The sequence below is a fragment of the Bacteroides celer genome (genome assembly GCF_002632415.2).
Lineage (GTDB): Bacteria > Bacteroidota > Bacteroidia > Bacteroidales > Bacteroidaceae > Bacteroides.
Window position 1 is genome coordinate 1,836,692 of record NZ_CP178209.1, and the last position, 17,869, is coordinate 1,854,560.

General features: G+C 40.1%; 18 protein-coding genes. 12 read left to right on the forward strand and 6 right to left on the reverse strand.

Going from position 1 to position 17,869, the window contains the following annotated elements:
- Positions 1-18: 18 nt before the first annotated feature.
- The 3 genes from gcvT to CJF29_RS07095 all read left to right on the forward strand — a co-directional run bounded on the left by gcvT (position 19) and on the right by CJF29_RS07095 (position 4,004).
- Positions 19-1,104, forward strand: a complete 1,086-nt coding sequence (gene gcvT, locus CJF29_RS07085; protein ID WP_004302054.1) for a glycine cleavage system aminomethyltransferase GcvT — start codon at positions 19-21, stop codon at positions 1,102-1,104.
- A gap of 151 nt (positions 1,105-1,255) precedes the next feature.
- The gene (locus tag CJF29_RS07090; RefSeq protein WP_099146928.1) at positions 1,256-3,529 is read left to right on the forward strand and encodes a cation:proton antiporter; all 2,274 of its coding nucleotides are present in this window, start codon (positions 1,256-1,258) and stop codon (positions 3,527-3,529) included.
- Between the two features lie 49 nt (positions 3,530-3,578).
- Complete coding sequence (locus CJF29_RS07095) at positions 3,579-4,004, forward strand: HIT family protein (protein WP_004302057.1); 426 nt, start codon at positions 3,579-3,581, stop codon at positions 4,002-4,004.
- Between the two features lie 153 nt (positions 4,005-4,157).
- Here the strand turns inward: CJF29_RS07095 and CJF29_RS07100 are convergent, their stop codons facing one another.
- From CJF29_RS07100 to CJF29_RS07115, 4 genes are all read right to left on the reverse strand, one after another.
- Positions 4,158-4,574 (reverse strand): RNA-binding S4 domain-containing protein, encoded by a 417-nt coding sequence (locus CJF29_RS07100; protein ID WP_004302058.1) that lies wholly within the window; start codon positions 4,572-4,574, stop codon positions 4,158-4,160.
- A gap of 101 nt (positions 4,575-4,675) precedes the next feature.
- Positions 4,676-5,242, reverse strand: a complete 567-nt coding sequence (gene pth / locus CJF29_RS07105; RefSeq protein ID WP_032848766.1) for an aminoacyl-tRNA hydrolase — start codon at positions 5,240-5,242, stop codon at positions 4,676-4,678.
- Positions 5,243-5,378: 136 nt separating this feature from the next.
- A complete protein-coding gene (locus CJF29_RS07110) occupies positions 5,379-5,969 on the reverse strand; it encodes a 50S ribosomal protein L25/general stress protein Ctc (protein WP_074635626.1) in 591 nt (196 codons plus the stop codon).
- A 137-nt stretch (positions 5,970-6,106) separates the two neighbouring features.
- The gene (locus tag CJF29_RS07115) at positions 6,107-6,508 is read right to left on the reverse strand and encodes a PUR family DNA/RNA-binding protein (protein WP_074557094.1); all 402 of its coding nucleotides are present in this window, start codon (positions 6,506-6,508) and stop codon (positions 6,107-6,109) included.
- 168 nt (positions 6,509-6,676) lie between these two features.
- On the opposite strand from CJF29_RS07115, the gene nusB reads away from it, so the two are divergent.
- The 6 genes from nusB to CJF29_RS07145 all read left to right on the forward strand — a co-directional run bounded on the left by nusB (position 6,677) and on the right by CJF29_RS07145 (position 10,525).
- Positions 6,677-7,603 carry a transcription antitermination factor NusB gene (gene nusB, locus CJF29_RS07120; RefSeq protein ID WP_009000694.1) on the forward strand — a complete coding sequence of 309 codons (927 nt, stop codon included), beginning with the start codon at positions 6,677-6,679 and terminating at the stop codon, positions 7,601-7,603.
- A gap of 39 nt (positions 7,604-7,642) precedes the next feature.
- Positions 7,643-7,966, forward strand: a complete 324-nt coding sequence (gene yajC / locus CJF29_RS07125) for a preprotein translocase subunit YajC (protein WP_074635624.1) — start codon at positions 7,643-7,645, stop codon at positions 7,964-7,966.
- Between the two features lie 20 nt (positions 7,967-7,986).
- Positions 7,987-9,000, forward strand: coding sequence for a CdaR family protein (locus tag CJF29_RS07130; protein ID WP_004309789.1), 1,014 nt, complete (start codon positions 7,987-7,989; stop codon positions 8,998-9,000).
- Positions 8,990-9,604, forward strand: a complete 615-nt coding sequence (gene coaE / locus CJF29_RS07135; protein ID WP_099146929.1) for a dephospho-CoA kinase — start codon at positions 8,990-8,992, stop codon at positions 9,602-9,604. Before CJF29_RS07130 ends, coaE begins: the two co-directional genes overlap by 11 nt.
- A 24-nt stretch (positions 9,605-9,628) precedes the next feature.
- Entirely contained in the window at positions 9,629-10,057 is a 429-nt protein-coding gene (locus CJF29_RS07140) for a DUF5606 domain-containing protein (RefSeq protein ID WP_099146930.1), read from the forward strand.
- A gap of 219 nt (positions 10,058-10,276) precedes the next feature.
- Positions 10,277-10,525: a hypothetical protein gene (locus tag CJF29_RS07145; RefSeq protein ID WP_004309790.1), complete on the forward strand. Its 249-nt coding sequence runs from the start codon at positions 10,277-10,279 to the stop codon at positions 10,523-10,525.
- Between the two features lie 56 nt (positions 10,526-10,581).
- Here the strand turns inward: CJF29_RS07145 and clpB are convergent, their stop codons facing one another.
- Positions 10,582-13,170, reverse strand: coding sequence for an ATP-dependent chaperone ClpB (gene clpB, locus CJF29_RS07150; RefSeq protein WP_004302069.1), 2,589 nt, complete (start codon positions 13,168-13,170; stop codon positions 10,582-10,584).
- Positions 13,171-13,455: 285 nt separating this feature from the next.
- Between clpB and CJF29_RS07155 the strand changes: the two genes are divergently transcribed.
- Entirely contained in the window at positions 13,456-14,043 is a 588-nt protein-coding gene (locus CJF29_RS07155; RefSeq protein WP_099146931.1) for a DUF6621 family protein, read from the forward strand.
- A gap of 70 nt (positions 14,044-14,113) precedes the next feature.
- A complete protein-coding gene (locus CJF29_RS07160) occupies positions 14,114-15,010 on the forward strand; it encodes a LysR family transcriptional regulator (protein ID WP_074635617.1) in 897 nt (298 codons plus the stop codon).
- Between the two features lie 228 nt (positions 15,011-15,238).
- Here the strand turns inward: CJF29_RS07160 and CJF29_RS07165 are convergent, their stop codons facing one another.
- Positions 15,239-15,865 carry an HU family DNA-binding protein gene (locus CJF29_RS07165; protein WP_099146932.1) on the reverse strand — a complete coding sequence of 209 codons (627 nt, stop codon included), beginning with the start codon at positions 15,863-15,865 and terminating at the stop codon, positions 15,239-15,241.
- 715 nt (positions 15,866-16,580) lie between these two features.
- On the opposite strand from CJF29_RS07165, the gene CJF29_RS07170 reads away from it, so the two are divergent.
- Positions 16,581-17,855, forward strand: a complete 1,275-nt coding sequence (locus CJF29_RS07170; RefSeq protein WP_099146933.1) for a BACON domain-containing protein — start codon at positions 16,581-16,583, stop codon at positions 17,853-17,855.
- Positions 17,856-17,869 lie beyond the last annotated feature (14 nt).

Sequence of the window (17,869 nt, forward strand, 5' to 3'; positions counted from 1 at the left end):
ACTTAATACTTTAAAATAATGAAAACCACTCCGTTTACAGAGAAACATATAGCACTTGGTGCTAAAATGCACGAGTTTGCAGGTTATAATATGCCTATTGAATACTCCGGTATCATTGATGAACACATAACTGTTTGTCAAGGTGTCGGTGTATTTGATGTATCGCACATGGGAGAATTTTGGGTGAAAGGACCGCAAGCGTTGGCCTTTCTGCAGAAAATAACATCTAACAATGTGGCGGCACTGGCTCCGGGTAAAATACAATATACTTGTTTTCCGAATGAGGATGGGGGGATTGTAGATGATTTGCTGGTTTATCAGTATGAACCGGAAAAATACATGTTGGTGGTGAATGCTTCCAATATGGAAAAAGACTGGAACTGGTGTGTTTCTCACAATACGGAGGGAGCCGAGTTGGAAAATTCGTCGGATAACATAGCTCAACTTGCTATACAGGGTCCGAAGGCTATTTCGGTTCTGCAAAAGTTGACGGATATTGATCTTGCTACTATTCCTTATTATACATTTAAGGTTGGAACGTTTGCAAGTGAAGAGAATGTGATTATCTCCAATACGGGTTATACCGGTGCGGGAGGTTTTGAGCTTTATTTCTATCCGTCTGCGGCTGATTCTATATGGAAGGCTATTTTTGAAGCTGGTGAAGAGTATGGCATTAAACCTATCGGTTTGGGTGCCCGTGATACGCTCCGGTTGGAAATGGGCTTCTGTCTGTATGGCAATGATCTGGATGATACGACTTCTCCGATAGAAGCCGGATTGGGATGGATCACTAAGTTTGTGGAGGGCAAGGATTTTGTCAACCGTCCGATGCTGGAAAAACAGAAAGCGGAAGGTGTTACCCGTAAACTGGTTGGCTTTGAAATGGTTGATCGCGGAATTCCCCGTCATGGCTATGAACTGGTGAATGATGAAGGCGAGAAAGTGGGAGTGGTGACCTCCGGTACGATGTCGCCTACCCGTAAGATTGGTATCGGTATGGGATATGTGAAACCGGAATATAGTAAGGTGGGTACGGAAATCTGTATCGATATGCGTGGTCGGAAATTGAAAGCTGTGGTAGTGAAACCGCCTTTTAGAAAGTAAAAAATAAGCTTGTTATTGTGTATAGCCCCGGATAAGTTACGACTCTATCCGGGGCTAACTTATTTTATGATGGTTATTGCAAAACATATCCGTAAATATGTTGTTTATCCCATAGAAATAATATAATTTTGTCATCAAATACGATAAAATAATGTCTCAATTACCTACTCTTATAGCTGACCTCGCACTTATATTGATTTGTGCCGGTGTTATGACTTTGTTGTTTAAGAAGTTGAAACAACCTCTGGTCTTGGGATATGTAGTTGCCGGATTTCTGGCAAGTCCGCATATGCCGTATACTCCTTCAGTGATGGATACTGCCAATATTAAGACTTGGGCGGATATTGGTGTTATTTTCTTGCTGTTTGCTCTTGGTTTGGAATTTAGTTTTAAGAAGATTGTCAAGGTGGGTGGTTCTGCCATCATTGCTGCCTGTACCATCATCTTTTGTATGATTTTGTTGGGAATAGGAGTCGGCATGGGTTTCGGCTGGCACAGGATGGACAGTCTGTTCTTGGGCGGTATGATTGCGATGTCGTCTACTACTATTATTTATAAAGCTTTTGATGATTTAGGATTAAGGAAGAAGCAGTTCACCGGACTTGTGTTGAGTATCTTGATTTTGGAAGATATTTTGGCCATTGTATTAATGGTGATGCTTTCCACTATGGCGGTAAGCCAACATTTTGAAGGTACCGAGATGTTGGAGAGTATCGGGAAATTATTGTTTTTCCTTATTCTGTGGTTTGTTGTCGGTATCTATCTGATTCCTGAATTCTTGAAACGCTGCCGGAAATTGATGGGAGAGGAGACTCTGCTTATTGTGTCGTTGGCACTTTGTTTCGGTATGGTAGTGATGGCGGCTCATACAGGATTTTCTGCTGCATTTGGTGCATTTATAATGGGATCTATTCTGGCGGAAACAATCGAGGCGGAATCCATAGACCGGCTGGTGAAACCGGTAAAGGATCTTTTTGGAGCTATCTTTTTCGTATCGGTCGGTATGATGGTGGATCCTGCAATGATTGTAGAATATGCCGTACCTATTATAGTTATTACTTTGGCTGTTATCTTGGGACAGGCCGTTTTTGGTACATTCGGTGTTATTCTCTCCGGAAAGCCTTTAAAGACGGCTATGCAATGCGGCTTTAGTTTAACGCAGATCGGCGAATTTGCGTTTATTATTGCTTCTTTGGGAGTCTCTTTGCATGTGACGAGTGACTTTCTGTATCCGATAGTGGTAGCGGTTTCTGTGATTACTACTTTCCTGACTCCTTATATGATTCGTTTTGCCGAGCCGGCTTCTACTTTTGTGGATGCTCATCTTCCGGAATCATGGAAAAAAATAATGATGCGTTATTCTTCCGGTTCGCAAACAGCCCTGAATCACGAGAATTTGTGGAAGAAGCTCATCTTGTCAATGGTACGTATAACAGTTGTTTATTCAATTGTCAGTATGTCGATTATTGCACTTTCTTTTCGTTTTGTCGTGCCATTCTTTAAAGAGAATCTGCCTCATTTCTGGGCATCATTGTTGGGAGCGGTATTTATCATTCTGTGTATTGCTCCTTTCTTGCGTGCCATTATGGTGAAGAAAAATCATTCGGTTGAGTTTATGACCTTATGGCATGACAGCCGTGCCAACCGCGCGCCGCTGGTATCGACAATCGTGATTCGTATTATGATAGCGGCACTTTTTGTCATCTTTGTTATTTCCGGATTATTTAAGGCGTCTATCGGATTGATTATTGGAGTGGCTGTACTTATTGTATTGTTGATGGTATGGTCTCGCCGTTTGAAAAAGCAATCGATATTGATTGAACGTCGTTTCTTCCAGAATCTCCGTTCCAGAGATGTACGTGCAGAGTATCTGGGAGAGAAAAAGCCGGAGTATGCCGGTCGTTTGTTGTCGCATGATTTGCATCTTGCCGATATGGAAATTCCGGGTGAATCCAGTTGGGCGGGAAAGACATTGATGGAGCTGAACTTGGGGAAGAAGTTTGGAGTTCATGTTGCTTCTATTCTTCGTGGAAAGAGGAGGATTAATATCCCCGGTGGTTCTGTTCGTCTGTTTCCAATGGATAAGATACAGGTGATAGGGACGGATGAACAATTAAGTGTGTTTAATGAGGCGATGCAAAACGGAGCGAAGATAGACTGGGAGGTTTATGAAAAGAGCGAGATGGCTTTGAAGCAGTTTATCATTGACAGTGATTCTGTTTTTCTGGGTAAAACGATTCGTGAATCGGGTATCCGCGACAAATATCATTGTATGATAGCCGGTGTTGAAAGTGAAGACGGTACACTGATGGTTCCTGATGTAAATGCTCCGCTCGAAGAAGGCGATGTTGTTTGGGTGGTAGGCGAAAAAGAGGATGTGTACCAATTAGTCGATCAAAAAAACGAAAAAGTACAAGCCGGATAAGAATGGAATACCTATTTTTGCAACGATAAAAACTTAAAATAATAATATCATGAAGAGTGATCCGAAAGAATGTCTGTATTGCCAGAACAATGAAACGCTGCATAATCTGATGATTGAGATTGCGCAATTGAGTGTGTCACGTGTGTTTTTGTTTAAGGAACAAACCTACCGTGGACGTTGTCTTGTTTCTTATAAAGACCATGTGAACGATTTGAATGAATTGAGTGATGAAGACCGTAATGCTTTTATGGCAGATGTAGCGCGTGTCACTCGTGCCATGCAGAAAGCTTTCCAGCCGGAAAAGATTAATTATGGTGCTTACTCGGATAAATTGTCTCATTTGCATTTTCATTTAGCACCTAAATATGTGGATGGACCTGATTATGGAGGTATATTCCAAATGAACCCGGGAAAGGTTTATCTGACTGACGCAGAATATCAGGAACTGATTGATGCTGTTAAAGCAAATCTGTAAATGGTATTTTACAATTCACCACAGAGGACACTGAGGACACGGAGGAAATAAAGGGAAAAAGTCTTTTACGAATTATACTCTTAATTACAATTACAGGATACCAGTAGGTATACTTTGATATTCCTCTGTGTCCTCCGTGTCCTCTGTGGTGAACTATTCTTCGAAATCGAAATCAAAGTCAAAATCATCCATAAACTCTGGAGTTGTAAATTCTTCCAGTTCCCGACGATCTTTCTTGGTCGGACGTCCGGTTCCACGTGCACGGTCTACGAACCCGCTGATTTTGCTCATTTCAAGTAATTCATATTGATCGGGAGTCGTTACATTTTCCATCATTTCCGATACCAGTTTGGCTCCTACACGTTTCTCAATCGGTTGTAATACCTTGAATGAGTATGTGATAGGTGGTTTCTTCACTTGAATAACGTCACCCGGTTTTATCATACGGGCAGCTTTGACCAGCGAACCGTTGATGGTAATGCGTCCTTTTTTGCAGGCTTCTGCTGCAATCGTCCGTGTCTTGAAGATGCGGACAGCCCACATCCATTTATCTATTCTTGCTTCAGCCATTTTAGTTAGTTATTTAGTGATAAGTAATTAGTCGGTTAGTGGACGTTATCATTGATAGCTAACCGTTCATTGCTATCTTTATTTTTTATAGAACAGGTTCATCATTTCTTGTTGAACTGGTTCATTGTGATGTCGATACCGGCAAGACAGAAACTTTTGATAATTTCCCCTGCCATCTCCAGTCTTTCATCCATTGTCTTCCAGTCTTCATCAGTGAAGTGTCCGAGTACGTAATCAATTTGTCCGCCACGTGGAAAATCACTCCCGATACCAAAACGCAGACGAGCATAGTTTTGAGTGCCCAGAGTGGCGGCAATATGCTTCAATCCGTTATGGCCTGCATCACTTCCTTTTCCTTTTAGACGTAACGTTCCGAAAGGAAGAGCCAGATCATCTACTACGATCAGCACATTTTCCAATGGAATATTTTCTTTCTGCATCCAATAGCGAACGGCCAATCCACTCAGGTTCATAAAAGTCGATGGCTTGAGCAGGATCAACTGACGTCCTTTGATGGAAAAGCTGGTGGTGAATCCATAGCGTCCATCCATAAAAGGAGGAGCATTGTTAATTCTGGCCAATGCTTCTACTGTCATGAATCCGATATTATGTCGGGTTTCATGATACTCGGGACCAATGTTTCCCAGTCCGACAACTAAATATTTTATCATCGTTTTTCCGTAAAACAGTTCATTAATATAGAAAGAGAAACGCAGATTAATACAAATTAATGCAGACTGAACATCTGCTTTAACCTGCATTAATCTGCGCTTGAAGTATATCTCTTTACAGGGATAATCTCAATTACTTGCCAGCGGCTGCTGCTGCACCTCTTGCTGCACGAGTCAACTTAACAGCACATACAACGGCTTCTTTAGCACTAATCAGTTCAAGACCTTCGAAGCTCAATTCGCCAACTTTAACAGTCTTGCCCAATCCCAGGTGAGAAACGTTAACGATCAGTTTCTCTGGAATTATATTGTACAAAGCTTTCACTTTGATCTTACGCATCTGCAGTGCAAGTTTACCACCGGCTTTCACACCTTCTGCAAGACCTTCCAACTGTACAGGTACTTCCATTACGATAGGTTTAGCTTCATCAATCTGATAGAAGTCAACGTGCAGGATAGTATCTTTTACCGGGTGGAACTGAATATCTTTCAGGATAGCGTTTACTTTTTTGCCATCGATAACCAGGTCTACAACGTAGATGTGCGGAGTATAAACCAAGTTACGAAGTCCTTCGTTAGTCACTGTGAAGTGAACTACTTCATTACCTCCGTAAAGTACACAAGGTACACCACCGTCTTTACGAATTTCTTTCAAAGCTCTAGCTTGTTCAGAAGAGCGTTCTGCAATTGTTCTTGCAGTTCCTTTTACTTCAATTGATTTCATTTCTTTAAAAATTTGTGTTACTCTAAATTAAGTTAGCTTGCTTAATTCACCATCACACGATGTGGATTATCACACGATGTTGCAAAAAAGCGGTGCAAAAGTACGTCTTTTTTTTGAAATATCAAAGAGTTACTTTCTTAAAAGTCAATATCGATCTTAATTTCGCTCTCTAACTTGTTTTCCCGGGCTTCTTCGATTGCTTTCTGTTCACTTTCTTCATCAGCTTCGGTGTTCAGGCGGGCGATGTATTCGTTCACATCACTGCACTCGATGAAATTGACTGCTTCTTCGAGTCCTGCCATAAACTTCTGAAAGTCCTCCCTATATAGGAAGATTTTGTGTTTTTCGAAACTAACCTGAGAATCGTCACCTTCTCCCGTTATCACTTTTTTACTCTCTGTAATAGCCAGGAACATTTCATCTTTACGATTCTTCTTTACGTCAAGGTAATAGATGCGTTTACCTGCTTTAATGGACTTGGAGAATACAATCTCCTTATCATTCATGTCTGCGCTCATTTTCTTTTTTAAATCTTCCATATCTTTCGGTCCGTTTATAATCGGCTTCAAAATTGGATATTTTTTTTAAACTGTCAAAAGAAAAAGCGCAGAGAATCAAATACTGCATTAAAAAATGTGATTTATTAGTGGAAACTCATTAAAAATATCTACTTTTGCAGTTCGATAACAACAGTATTAATTTGAATTATGATCAACAGAGTTCTTATTCGTCTTAAGATTATACAAATAGTATATGCCTATTATCAAAATGGCAGCAAAAATCTAGACTCAGCGGAGAAAGAGTTATTCTTTAGTCTTTCAAAGGCGTATGACCTTTATAATTATTTGCTAATGCTGATGATAGCATTAACAGAGTATGCACAAAAACGTATTGATGCGGCAAAAGCTAAATTGGCACCTACGAAAGAAGAGTTGTACCCCAACAAGAAATTCGTGGATAACAAATTTATTGCTCAATTGGAAGTCAATAAGCAATTGGTAGAGTTTATAGCCAATCAAAAAAGAACCTGGGCAAACGACCAGGACTTCATCAAGGAACTTTATGAGAAAATTGTAGAAACCGATATCTATAAAGATTATATGGCTTCTGACGACCACTCATACGAGGCCGATCGTGAATTATGGAGAAAACTCTATAAAACATACATCTTTAATAATGATTCTCTCGATCAGGTATTGGAAGATCAGAGTCTGTATTGGAATGATGACAAAGAAATTGTAGATACATTCGTCCTGAAAACGATCAAACGTTTTGATGAAAAGAAGGGTGCCAACCAGGAACTGCTTCCGGAATTTAAGGATGACGAAGATCAAGAGTTTGCACGTCGTCTGTTCCGTCGTACTATTTTGAATTCCGACTATTACCGTCATTTAGTTAGTGAGAATACAAAAAATTGGGATCTGGACCGTATTGCATTTATGGACGTTATCATTATGCAGACTGCATTAGCAGAAATTCTTAGTTTCCCGAACATTCCGGTCAGTGTTTCGTTAAATGAATATGTAGAGATAGCGAAGTTGTATAGCACAGCTAAAAGCGGTAGCTTTATCAACGGTACGCTGGATGGAATAGTTAATCAATTAAAAAAAGAAGGTAAGTTGACTAAAAACTGATACCTTTGTCCATATAGTAGAAACTAAAACAGATTATTTATGAACGTATTGACTGTATTATTGCAAGCTCCTGCCGGTGCTGCCGGAGGTGGAAGTATGATGTGGATCATGCTGATAGCTATGTTTGTTATCATGTATTTCTTTATGATCCGTCCTCAGAATAAGAAGCAAAAAGAAATAGCAAATTTCCGTAAATCTCTTCAGGTAAATCAGAATGTGATTACTGCAGGTGGTATCCACGGAACAATCAAGGAAATTACTGACGATTATATAGTACTTGAAATTGCTTCTAATGTAAGGATTAAAATAGACAAGAATTCTATTTTCGCTGATGCTTCAGCTGCTAGCAATCAATCTAAATAATAGTTGATAAATAAGTGCCTATGTTTGATCGTAGGAAAATAGAATATACATATTTAAAACTATCAAAGAAAATTAAGGATTTTCTGCTCAGTGATAAGAGCAGAGAGTTCTTAATTTTTTTATTTTTCTTCCTGATAGCCGGTGGATTTTGGCTGCTTCAGACTCTGAATAGTGACTATGAAGCGGAGTTCTCCATTCCGGTACGAATGAAAGATGTTCCCAATAATGTAGTGCTGACTTCAGAACCACCTTCCGAACTTCGAGTCAGAGTGAAAGATAAAGGTACGGTGCTTCTCAATTATATGCTGGGGAAAAGTTTTTTTCCGGTAAATCTAGGTTTTCTTGATTATAAAGGAAAAGATAATCATGTGAAGATTTACGCATCTGATTTTGAGAAAAAGATATTGAGCCAATTGAATGTGTCCTCTAAAATACTTTCAATCAAGCCGGATACATTAGAGTATATTTATTCTGAAGGAAAGTCAAAGTTAGTACCTGTCCGCTTTCAGGGGAAAGTGACAGCCGGACTTCAATATTATGTATCAGATACGATTTGCAATCCGGACTCTGTATTGGTTTATGCTCCGGAAGGAATTCTGGATACTATCACCACCGCATATACTCAAAAGATAAATCTGGAGAATATTTCAGATACAACCCGGCGACGAATTCCGCTGAATTCAGAAAGAGGGGTGAAGTTTGTTCCGGCTTCGGTAGAAATGACCTTTCCGGTAGATATTTATACGGAGAAAACAGTAGAGGTGCCATTGCACGGAGTTAACTTCCCGGCCGATAAGGCATTGCGTACCTTCCCTTCCAAAGTTCAGATTACTTTTCAGGTGGGGTTGAAGCGGTTTCGCAGCATAAAAGCAAGCGATTTTATCATCAATATTTCTTACGAAGAGTTGTTGAAGCTCGGTTCTGATAAATATACGGTTAAATTGAAGTCCTTTCCGAGCGGAATCAATCAAATCCGTATTGTTCCTGAGCAAGTAGACTTCTTGATAGAACAAATTACTTCTAATGTCGATTAAGATTGGTATAACCGGTGGTATCGGTAGCGGAAAGAGTGTAGTTTCCAGGCTATTTGGAATAATGGGAATTCCTGTTTATATTTCAGATATAGAAGCAAAGCGTATCACGCAGACAGACCCGGTGATTTGCCGGGAACTTTGTGCGCTGGTCGGTCAGAATATGTTTCAAAATGGTGTGTTGAATCGTTCTTTGCTGGCATCCTATATGTTCGGTCATCCGGATCGTGTGCAGAAAGTGAATGAAATTATTCATCCACAGGTGAAAGAAGATTTTCGTCGGTGGACTGCCCGGTTCGGGGGTGAACAATTGGTCGGTATGGAGTCTGCCATACTTGTGGAAGCCGGTTTCAGGAATGAAGTTGATTTTCTGGTTATGGTGTATGCGCCGTTGGAAGTGAGACTGGAGCGCGCCATAAAGAGGGATTGTTCATCGAGAGAACAGGTAATGAAGCGTATTGAAGCACAAATGAGTGATGAAGTTAAGAGAAGTCATGCTGATTTCGTGATAGTCAATGATGATGAAACAGCGTTAATTCCGCAGGTTTTGGAGCTTATTTCTTTGCTATCTAAAAATAATCATTACCTTTGCTCCGCAAAAAAATAATTAATAAATAAAAGGATATATACTATGTTGAAGACTATCTTGTCTATCTCAGGTAAACCGGGATTATACAAACTTATTTCGCAAGGAAAAAATATGTTGATTGTTGAATCAGTCAATGCTGAGAAGAAACGTTTCCCCGCTTATGGTAATGAAAAAATTATTTCTTTGGCCGATATAGCAATGTACACGGACGATGCAGAAGTTCCTTTGTATGATGTGCTGGAATATATAAAAGAGAAAGAAAAATCAGCGCAGGCTTCTATCGATCCTAAAAAGGCTACACCTGAACAATTGCGTGAATACTTGGCTGAGGTATTGCCTAACTTTGATCGTGAACGCGTATATGTAGCCGATATCAAGAAATTGGTAGCCTGGTATAACATCTTGATTTCTAATGGAATTACAGAATTCAAACCGGAAGGCGAAGTTAAGGAAGAAGTGACTGCAGAATAATTTGTATCGTTTATTTAAACGAAATAAAAACATGATAATCATTTGAGGTGGTTATCATGTTTTTTTTGTATAAATGCTTGTGAATTCGGAAAATATTAGTATTATTTGGGTTATCTTTTACTATAATAAATATCTTCTACTTATATTGTAAATAATGATGCTTTTTATGTATCTTTGTCGCTGTTCACTATTCTTGAGAATGATAGGTAAATATTGGGTATGGAGACAATAACAAATAAAGAAGTAAACGTCCGTTTGGACAATGAAAAAGGGACATTATGCCTGACAGGTTTGTTGGCAGGTACAATGGTATTCCTTTACGATTCACAGGGAGAATTAAAAGGCAAACATAAATTTGCTTTGCCTTCATTGACTATGGAAATCCCTCAACAGGGTACCTATGTTTTGGTAATGAGCCATCCGAATTGCCAACCGGAAGTCCGGAGATTTACATATTCAGGGATATAAATAATACCGGTATGCTTCTTATCAAGCATACCGGCATTCTATTTAAATGGAAACTCTTAATTTCTGAATACCAATCCGTCTCCACCAGCGTCAACGGTAATTGCTTTGCTGCGGTCGACTTCCTGGGAAAGTAACTTTTTGGATAAATCGTTCAACAGATAACGTTGAATAGCCCTCTTTACCGGACGAGCTCCAAATTCAGGATCATATCCCACTTGAGATAAGAAGTCCAATGCTCCTTCCGTGAGTTTTAGTTCCACTCCGTTTTCGGCAAGCATTTTCTGAACTCCCTTGATTTGTAAGAGTACGATCTGCTTGATTTCCTTTTCATTCAATGGTAAGAACATGATCGTTTCATCAATACGGTTCAGGAATTCCGGGCGAATCGTCTTTTTCAACATATTCATGACTTCCTTCTTCGTTTCTTCAATCACTTCTTCTTTATTGGAACCGTGCAACTTCTCCATCTGACTTTGTATATAAGAACTACCCATATTCGAAGTCATGATGATGATTGTATTTTTGAAGTTGACCACCCTTCCTTTATTGTCAGTCAGTCGTCCGTCATCCAATACCTGTAACAGGATATTGAAAACATCCGGATGAGCTTTTTCTATCTCGTCAAACAGGACAACAGAGTAAGGTTTCCGACGTATGGCTTCTGTCAGCTGACCGCCTTCATCATAACCTACGTATCCCGGAGGCGCTCCGACTAAACGGGAAACACTGTGCTTTTCCTGATACTCGCTCATGTCGATACGAGTCATCATCGTTTCGTCATCGAACAAGAATTCTGCCAATGCCTTCGCCAGTTCGGTCTTACCTACACCGGTGGTTCCGAGGAAAATGAACGAGCCAATCGGACGTTTCGGATCCTGTAATCCGGCACGACTACGGCGCACGGCATCTGCCACGGCTTCAATCGCTTCATCCTGACCGATTACACGTTGATGAAGTTCCTCTTCCAGGTGCAATAGTTTATCCTTTTCACTTTGCAGCATCTTGCTGACAGGAATACCTGTCCAACGGGAAACAACATCGGCAATGTCCTCAGCATCTACCTCTTCCTTAATCATGGCTTTATCGCCTTGCATATCACGTAGCTGTTTTTGAGTATCTTCTATCTCTTTGTCCAAAGCCTGAAGTTTACCGTAACGGATTTCGGCTACTTTACCATAGTCACCTTCACGTTCAGCTTTTTCTGCTTCAAATTTAAGATTCTCTATCTCAACCTTATTCTGCTGGATTTTATCCATCAGTGTTTTTTCACTCTGCCATTTGGCTTTAAAGGACTTTTCCTGTTCTTTCAGTTCGGCAAGCTCCTTACCGATGATTTCCAGTTTCGGTTTATCGTTTTCACGTTTAATAGCTTCCCGTTCGATTTCCAGCTGCTTGATTTTGCGGGAGATTTCATCCAGTTCTTCAGGAACAGAATCTACCTCCATACGCAGTTTGGCTGCAGCTTCATCCATCAGGTCAATGGCTTTATCCGGCAGGAAACGATCGGTAATATAACGGCTACTCAATTCGACGGCTGCAATGATGGCATCATCTTTGATACGCACATGGTGATGGTTCTCGTAACGCTCTTTCAGTCCACGAAGGATAGAAATGGTACTCAAGTTGTCCGGTTCATCCACTTGTACGATTTGGAAACGACGCTCCAAAGCTTTGTCCTTTTCGAAGTACTTTTGATATTCGTCGAGGGTTGTTGCTCCGATAGAACGTAATTCTCCACGAGCTAAGGCAGGTTTTAGAATGTTTGCAGCATCCATGGCGCCTTCACCCTTTCCGGCTCCTACCAGTGTATGAATCTCATCAATGAACAGAATTATATCACCTTCTGATTTCTTCACTTCATTGACAACTGATTTCAGTCGTTCTTCAAACTCACCTTTATACTTTGCACCGGCAACCAATGCTCCCATATCCAGTGAATAGACCTGTTTGTTTTTCAGGTTTTCAGGTACATCTCCTCGAAGGATACGATGTGCCAAGCCTTCTACGATTGCTGTCTTACCAGTTCCCGGTTCACCGATTAGAATCGGATTATTCTTTGTACGGCGACTCAATATCTGGAGTACCCGGCGGATTTCTTCATCACGTCCAATTACAGGATCCAGTTTTCCGCTACGGGCAGCTTCGTTCAGGTTGATAGCGTACTTTTCCAATGATTGATAAGTATCTTCACTAGATTGTGACGTTACTTTTTCTCCTTTCCTCAACTCGCTGATGGCATTGCGTAATTCTTTTTCCGTCATACCGGCATCTTTCAAGATAGTGGAGACGGTACTTTTCACAGTCAGCAATGCTAGTATGATATGCTCTAATGAAACAAACTCATCGCCCATTTCTTTAGAATACTGTGTTGCTTTCTGCAATACTTCGTTAGATTCACGACTCAGATACGGTTCTCCGCCGGATACTTTTGGCAGGGAGTCGATCTGTTTGTCGACAACAAGAGCTACCTGCTGCCCGTTCATGCCAAGTTTCTGGAAGATGAAGTTAGTGACATTTTCACCCACCTTCATTACTCCCTGCATGATGTGGACAGGTTCAATGGCTTGTTGTCCCCGGCTTTGTACCAGGTTTACGGCCTCCTGTACCGCTTCTTGAGATTTAATGGTAAAATTGTTAAAGTTCATATCTTTGTTCTCCTTTCTTATTTCACGTTTTTAATAACACCTAAGAGGGTGCAAAAGATTTGCCAAGTATAAAAATATGACAAAATGGCATGAGTATTAAGGAGTTAAAGGACAAAATGACCTTTTTATCTGGGAGTAACTGACGAATTTGCTATAAAATATCATTTGTTACCTGATACGCTTGTTTGTGTAATCTTAGCCTGTGATGAAAGAAAATAAATATTGAAAAGTGGATAAATAAAAGTATTGTAGTATCTTTATCCGCTGTAATAATATAGATGGTATATGAGTGATAAGCCCCAAATAAAACTTGCTGAAACAGTGGTGTTGATTGACGCTGCTTTTTTGAATTTTGTAATAACGGATATAAAAGGATATTTTGAAGAGATTTTGCATCGTTCTTTACAAGAGATAGACCTTTCGATGTTGACCACCTATATAACCTTGGATGCAGGGATTACAGAAGGGAAGAACGAGGTGCAATTTCTTTTTGTGTATGATAAAGAATCCAGTCGATTGCAATATTGCCAACCTTCCGATTTGCAGGAAGAATTGAATGGAGTTGCGTTTCAGAGTCCTTATGGTGAATATTCTTTTGCTAGCGTCCCCTCGGAAGGAATGGTGTCAAGAGAAGATTTGTTTTTGGATTTACTCTCTATCGTTTCCGATTCGGCAGACGTGAAAAGGATGATCGTTATTTCTTTCAATGAGGAGTATGGAAAGAAAGTGACTGATGCTTTGCATGAAGTGAAAGGCAAAGAGGTCATTCAATTCCGTATGAATGAGCCGGAACTTCCGGTGGATTATAAATGGGATATGCTGGCTTTCCCTGTCATGCAGGCGTTGGGGATAAAAGCGGAAGAATTGCAATAACTATTGTGCTTTTATTCTTTCTGTAATTCATTGTTCGTCATTGATTTCTTAACTGTTAATCATAATTGCCGTGTCCGATTTTCGTTTAAAAGTATTTCAGAGCGTAGCGAAGAATCTAAGCTTTACGAAGGCTTCGCAAGAATTGTTTGTCAGCCAACCTGCTATTACCAAACATATTCAGGAGCTGGAGACTTACTATCAAGCTCGTTTGTTCGACCGTCAAGGGAGCAAAATCTCACTGACTAAGGCCGGAGAATTGCTGTTGAAACACAGCGAGAAAATCCTGGACGATTATAAACAATTAGAATATGAGATGCATCTGTTGCATAATGAATATATCGGCGAACTGAAATTGGGGGCCAGTACTACGATTGCGCAATATGTACTTCCTCCTCTGTTAGCGAACTTTATAGCTAAGTTTCCGCAGATCAATCTTTCTTTGATTAATGGAAATTCCCGGGGAGTGGAAGCTGCCTTGCAAGAGCATCGGATTGATTTGGGACTGGTCGAAGGGATCTTCCGCTTACCTAATCTGAAATATACTCCATTTTTGCAAGACGAACTGGTTGCCGTGGTGCATACACAGAGTAAATTAGCTGTCACGGATGAGATTACTCCGGAAGATTTGCTGAATATTCCTTTGGTTTTGCGGGAGAGGGGCTCCGGTACATTAGATGTGTTTGAACGTGCCTTATTGCAACATAATCTCAAACTTTCTTCTTTAAATGTATTGATGTATCTCGGTAGTACAGAGAGTATCAAGCTTTTTTTGGAACATACGGACTGTATGGGAATTGTTTCTATCCGTTCGGTGCATAAAGAGCTTGTAGCTGGCAATCTCCGTGTAGTCGAAATAAAAGGAATGCCAATGCTGCGCGAATTTAACTTTGTGCAGCTGCAAGGGCAGGAGGGAGGATTGTCACAGGTATTTATGCGTTTCGCTGGACATCATAGTAAAAGCCTGTAAGTTTGTCTTTTTCTCTCGTGCAATCGCTTCTCCAGAATAAGAAAAATGATTTTCATTTCTCATATTCTCATAATTGTTTTATAATAATCTTATAACCAGTTGATTACTGAATGAGAAATGTTTTGAGAAAGCCTATTTCTCATAGCTTCTTTAGTGAAATAGGCCTCAAAACTGTTATTTCTCATCTATTTTCGAGGTATTTCTCATACTGTTATCCCCTTCATTCGACTATTTTTTCTTTATATATACCCTGTGTGCTCCTCTTCCAGTGATTTCTATTCCAGAATCCGGTTGATGTCCCCACTGTCTTAGTTCAGTGGTTGCTGCTGTTTGTAGCAATCCGGTTAGTTTCCGATATTCCCAAACGGTCAGGAAAGGATGTTCGTCCAGATACTTTAGGGCTAATGCCAGTCGTTGTTCCGGTGTGAATTTATTCGAGGATTTTTGCTTTTTCCAAGGAGCTCTTTCCAACCGGCATCTATCGCTGATATTTCTTACCATTTCTCGGTCTACCCGGAAATTAACACCTCCTATAAAAATACTTTGTGCGTTACGGTGTTTTCCACCTTCTTCCGCATCTTCCCGTTCCTTGTCTCTGCCTAAGGTGAGCGATGGAGTGAATGTACCTATCCCGTCTATCTTTACCGAGCGTCCTTCTGCCATCAGGTGTGCCATTTCAATAGCTGTCTGAAGCAGTACGCCTTCTATGTCTCCGGCACTGAAGCCGCTGACATCGCCCACCCGTCGTGCTAACTCTTTTATGCTTGCATTGTCTATCCGTGCAAACTTCGGATATGTAATTCTTTTGCCCGTCTTTCGTATGTCGGGCATCTCCTCCATAATGTATCGTGCCATACTATCTGTTGTTTAAAGTATTAATAGATAAGTTCTTTTCTATTGGAAGTAAACTTCCTTTCCTCTAATAGAAAAGTTCCTTTGGGTTAAATGTAAACTGTAAACGGAAGTTTTGTTTTTATAAATGCAACTTGCGTTTATAAAAATGAAAGTTCTGTTTTTATAATCAAAACTTTCATTTATAGTTTGCTATTACACAAAGGTAAGTTATCTGTTCGTCAAAAGCAAGTTTATCAGTAATAAAGAATAATTTATTTGTTAATAGACTAGGGGAGGAGTAATAATGAATGAGGTAAAGAGCAATGATGTACTGATTCTGAAAGGAAGTTGATTGATTTAGTCAGGTTGAGAGTGTATTTGTCTTATCTCTTTTTCTGTATTTGGATGAAAGATTCCTTTGCATATCTTTGTGTTTATAATAAAAAATCATACATTTGTGAACAAAGTCTGTAGTGATGGACTTTTATATATTTATTTAAAGAAGAAATTGTAAGAAGCGTTGTGCTTCATTCTTGTTTCTGAAAACCTAGGAAATTTTCAAAACGTACAAGAATGGCATAGTCGGTTCTCACGTCGTATAGGCGTGGGTCTGCTGTCTATTCATTTGTACGTTTGGGTTTTCCTAGGACCTTCAGAAACAAGTGATAGCACGCAGTTCCGCGCTTTCTGTTTTTTGTAATATTCCGGGGGAACGCGGAATACAAATTTTTTTGAAATGACGAAACTAAAGAAAAGCTTATTTTTAGCTTTGTTGACCATTGGCGTAGCAATGGCAAGTTGCAGTGATGGAGACGACGAATCTTCAAAAACAATTGAACTGACTGGAGGTACACAAACCACACAAACAGTCTTTGCCGACGAGACGACTCCAAACAACGGTATCAAATTCACAGCTACCGAAGCATGGACGGCTACTATTACCGAAGTGGCAACCACCAAAGCGGCTGCCGGTCGTGTGGATTGGGTGGAATTGAGTGCTTATTCGGGAGGTGCGGGTGAGTTTACATTGATCATGACATTGCAACCGAACTTGACGGGACAGAGCCGCAAGGCTGAAATCCGTATTGTTTGCGGAGATACCACGATTGTGATTGTTGTAGAACAGAAGGGAACCAAAGAGGACGGGACGACGCCAGAATCTCCGGATGGTCCGGATGTCTCAACGGATAAACTTATTACGAAAATTGAAATTGATAATTATATTTATACAGGTGAGTTTGATGGTACTGATGTCGTTGATTTTACTTACGACGATCAGAAGCGGCTTACGAGAATGGTAGTTACAGAAGAAGATGAAACCTCTGAAGGAGAAAAAATAACAACTGTTTCAACGATAGTCTTCACTTATGACAATGATAAGGTCTCTTATGAGCAGACAGATGTAGAGGATGGTGTTACATCTCCTTACAAACCCACCGGTTCTATTACGCTCGATGAAAACTGTCGTGCTGTTTCAGGTACGGGTAGAGATTATGAGTGCAAAGATAAAGTGGAAGAATATACCTTCACTTATTCTTTAGAGTATAATGCCTATGGTTATCTTGAACGTTCCGTTCGTGTGGAAGATTCTGACTCTGAAGAAGAACGCTTGATATGGTCGAATGGCAACCTTGTATCGGTTTGGTGGGGAGATGGATATGGTACTTCTAATCCTGATGCGATTGACAGAGCACAATATGGAAGTGTATTGAATAAAACCAATCTGGATTTGAACTGGATAATTGCGTTGAACTCAGAAGGATTTGATTTTGCAACAGGCGATACAAATAAAATGTTCCCGATGCTAGGATATACAGGGAAACGTTCTACGAATATGGTGGAAAAGATTATTGCATGGACTGGAGCGTCGAAAGAAACGTCTAAGTATGTATATACTACGAATGATGATGCTTTCCCCGTTTCTATTACAGAGTATTATAATGTGGCTATGCCAAATGAACAAACTGATTGGGTAAAAGAGAGTAGATATAGAATCACATACAATAAATAAATCGAGAATATTAT

Excerpts from the sequence above, each read along its gene's own strand:
- clpB (WP_004302069.1), bottom strand. The coding sequence starts at position 13,170 with ATGAACTTTAACAATTTTACCATTAAATCTCAAGAAGCGGTACAGGAG.
- CJF29_RS07145 (WP_004309790.1), top strand. The coding sequence starts at position 10,277 with ATGGAGACAATAACAAATAAAGAAGTAAACGTCCGTTTGGACAATGAA.
- CJF29_RS07090 (WP_099146928.1), top strand. The coding sequence starts at position 1,256 with ATGTCTCAATTACCTACTCTTATAGCTGACCTCGCACTTATATTGATT.
- CJF29_RS07155 (WP_099146931.1), top strand. The coding sequence starts at position 13,456 with ATGAGTGATAAGCCCCAAATAAAACTTGCTGAAACAGTGGTGTTGATT.
- CJF29_RS07130 (WP_004309789.1), top strand. The coding sequence starts at position 7,987 with ATGTTTGATCGTAGGAAAATAGAATATACATATTTAAAACTATCAAAG.
- CJF29_RS07110 (WP_074635626.1), bottom strand. The coding sequence starts at position 5,969 with ATGAAATCAATTGAAGTAAAAGGAACTGCAAGAACAATTGCAGAACGC.
- CJF29_RS07140 (WP_099146930.1), top strand. The coding sequence starts at position 9,629 with ATGTTGAAGACTATCTTGTCTATCTCAGGTAAACCGGGATTATACAAA.
- CJF29_RS07095 (WP_004302057.1), top strand. The coding sequence starts at position 3,579 with ATGAAGAGTGATCCGAAAGAATGTCTGTATTGCCAGAACAATGAAACG.
- nusB (WP_009000694.1), top strand. The coding sequence starts at position 6,677 with ATGATCAACAGAGTTCTTATTCGTCTTAAGATTATACAAATAGTATAT.
- CJF29_RS07100 (WP_004302058.1), bottom strand. The coding sequence starts at position 4,574 with ATGGCTGAAGCAAGAATAGATAAATGGATGTGGGCTGTCCGCATCTTC.
- yajC (WP_074635624.1), top strand. The coding sequence starts at position 7,643 with ATGAACGTATTGACTGTATTATTGCAAGCTCCTGCCGGTGCTGCCGGA.
- CJF29_RS07115 (WP_074557094.1), bottom strand. The coding sequence starts at position 6,508 with ATGGAAGATTTAAAAAAGAAAATGAGCGCAGACATGAATGATAAGGAG.
- CJF29_RS07170 (WP_099146933.1), top strand. The coding sequence starts at position 16,581 with ATGACGAAACTAAAGAAAAGCTTATTTTTAGCTTTGTTGACCATTGGC.
- gcvT (WP_004302054.1), top strand. The coding sequence starts at position 19 with ATGAAAACCACTCCGTTTACAGAGAAACATATAGCACTTGGTGCTAAA.
- CJF29_RS07165 (WP_099146932.1), bottom strand. The coding sequence starts at position 15,865 with ATGGCACGATACATTATGGAGGAGATGCCCGACATACGAAAGACGGGC.
- coaE (WP_099146929.1), top strand. The coding sequence starts at position 8,990 with ATGTCGATTAAGATTGGTATAACCGGTGGTATCGGTAGCGGAAAGAGT.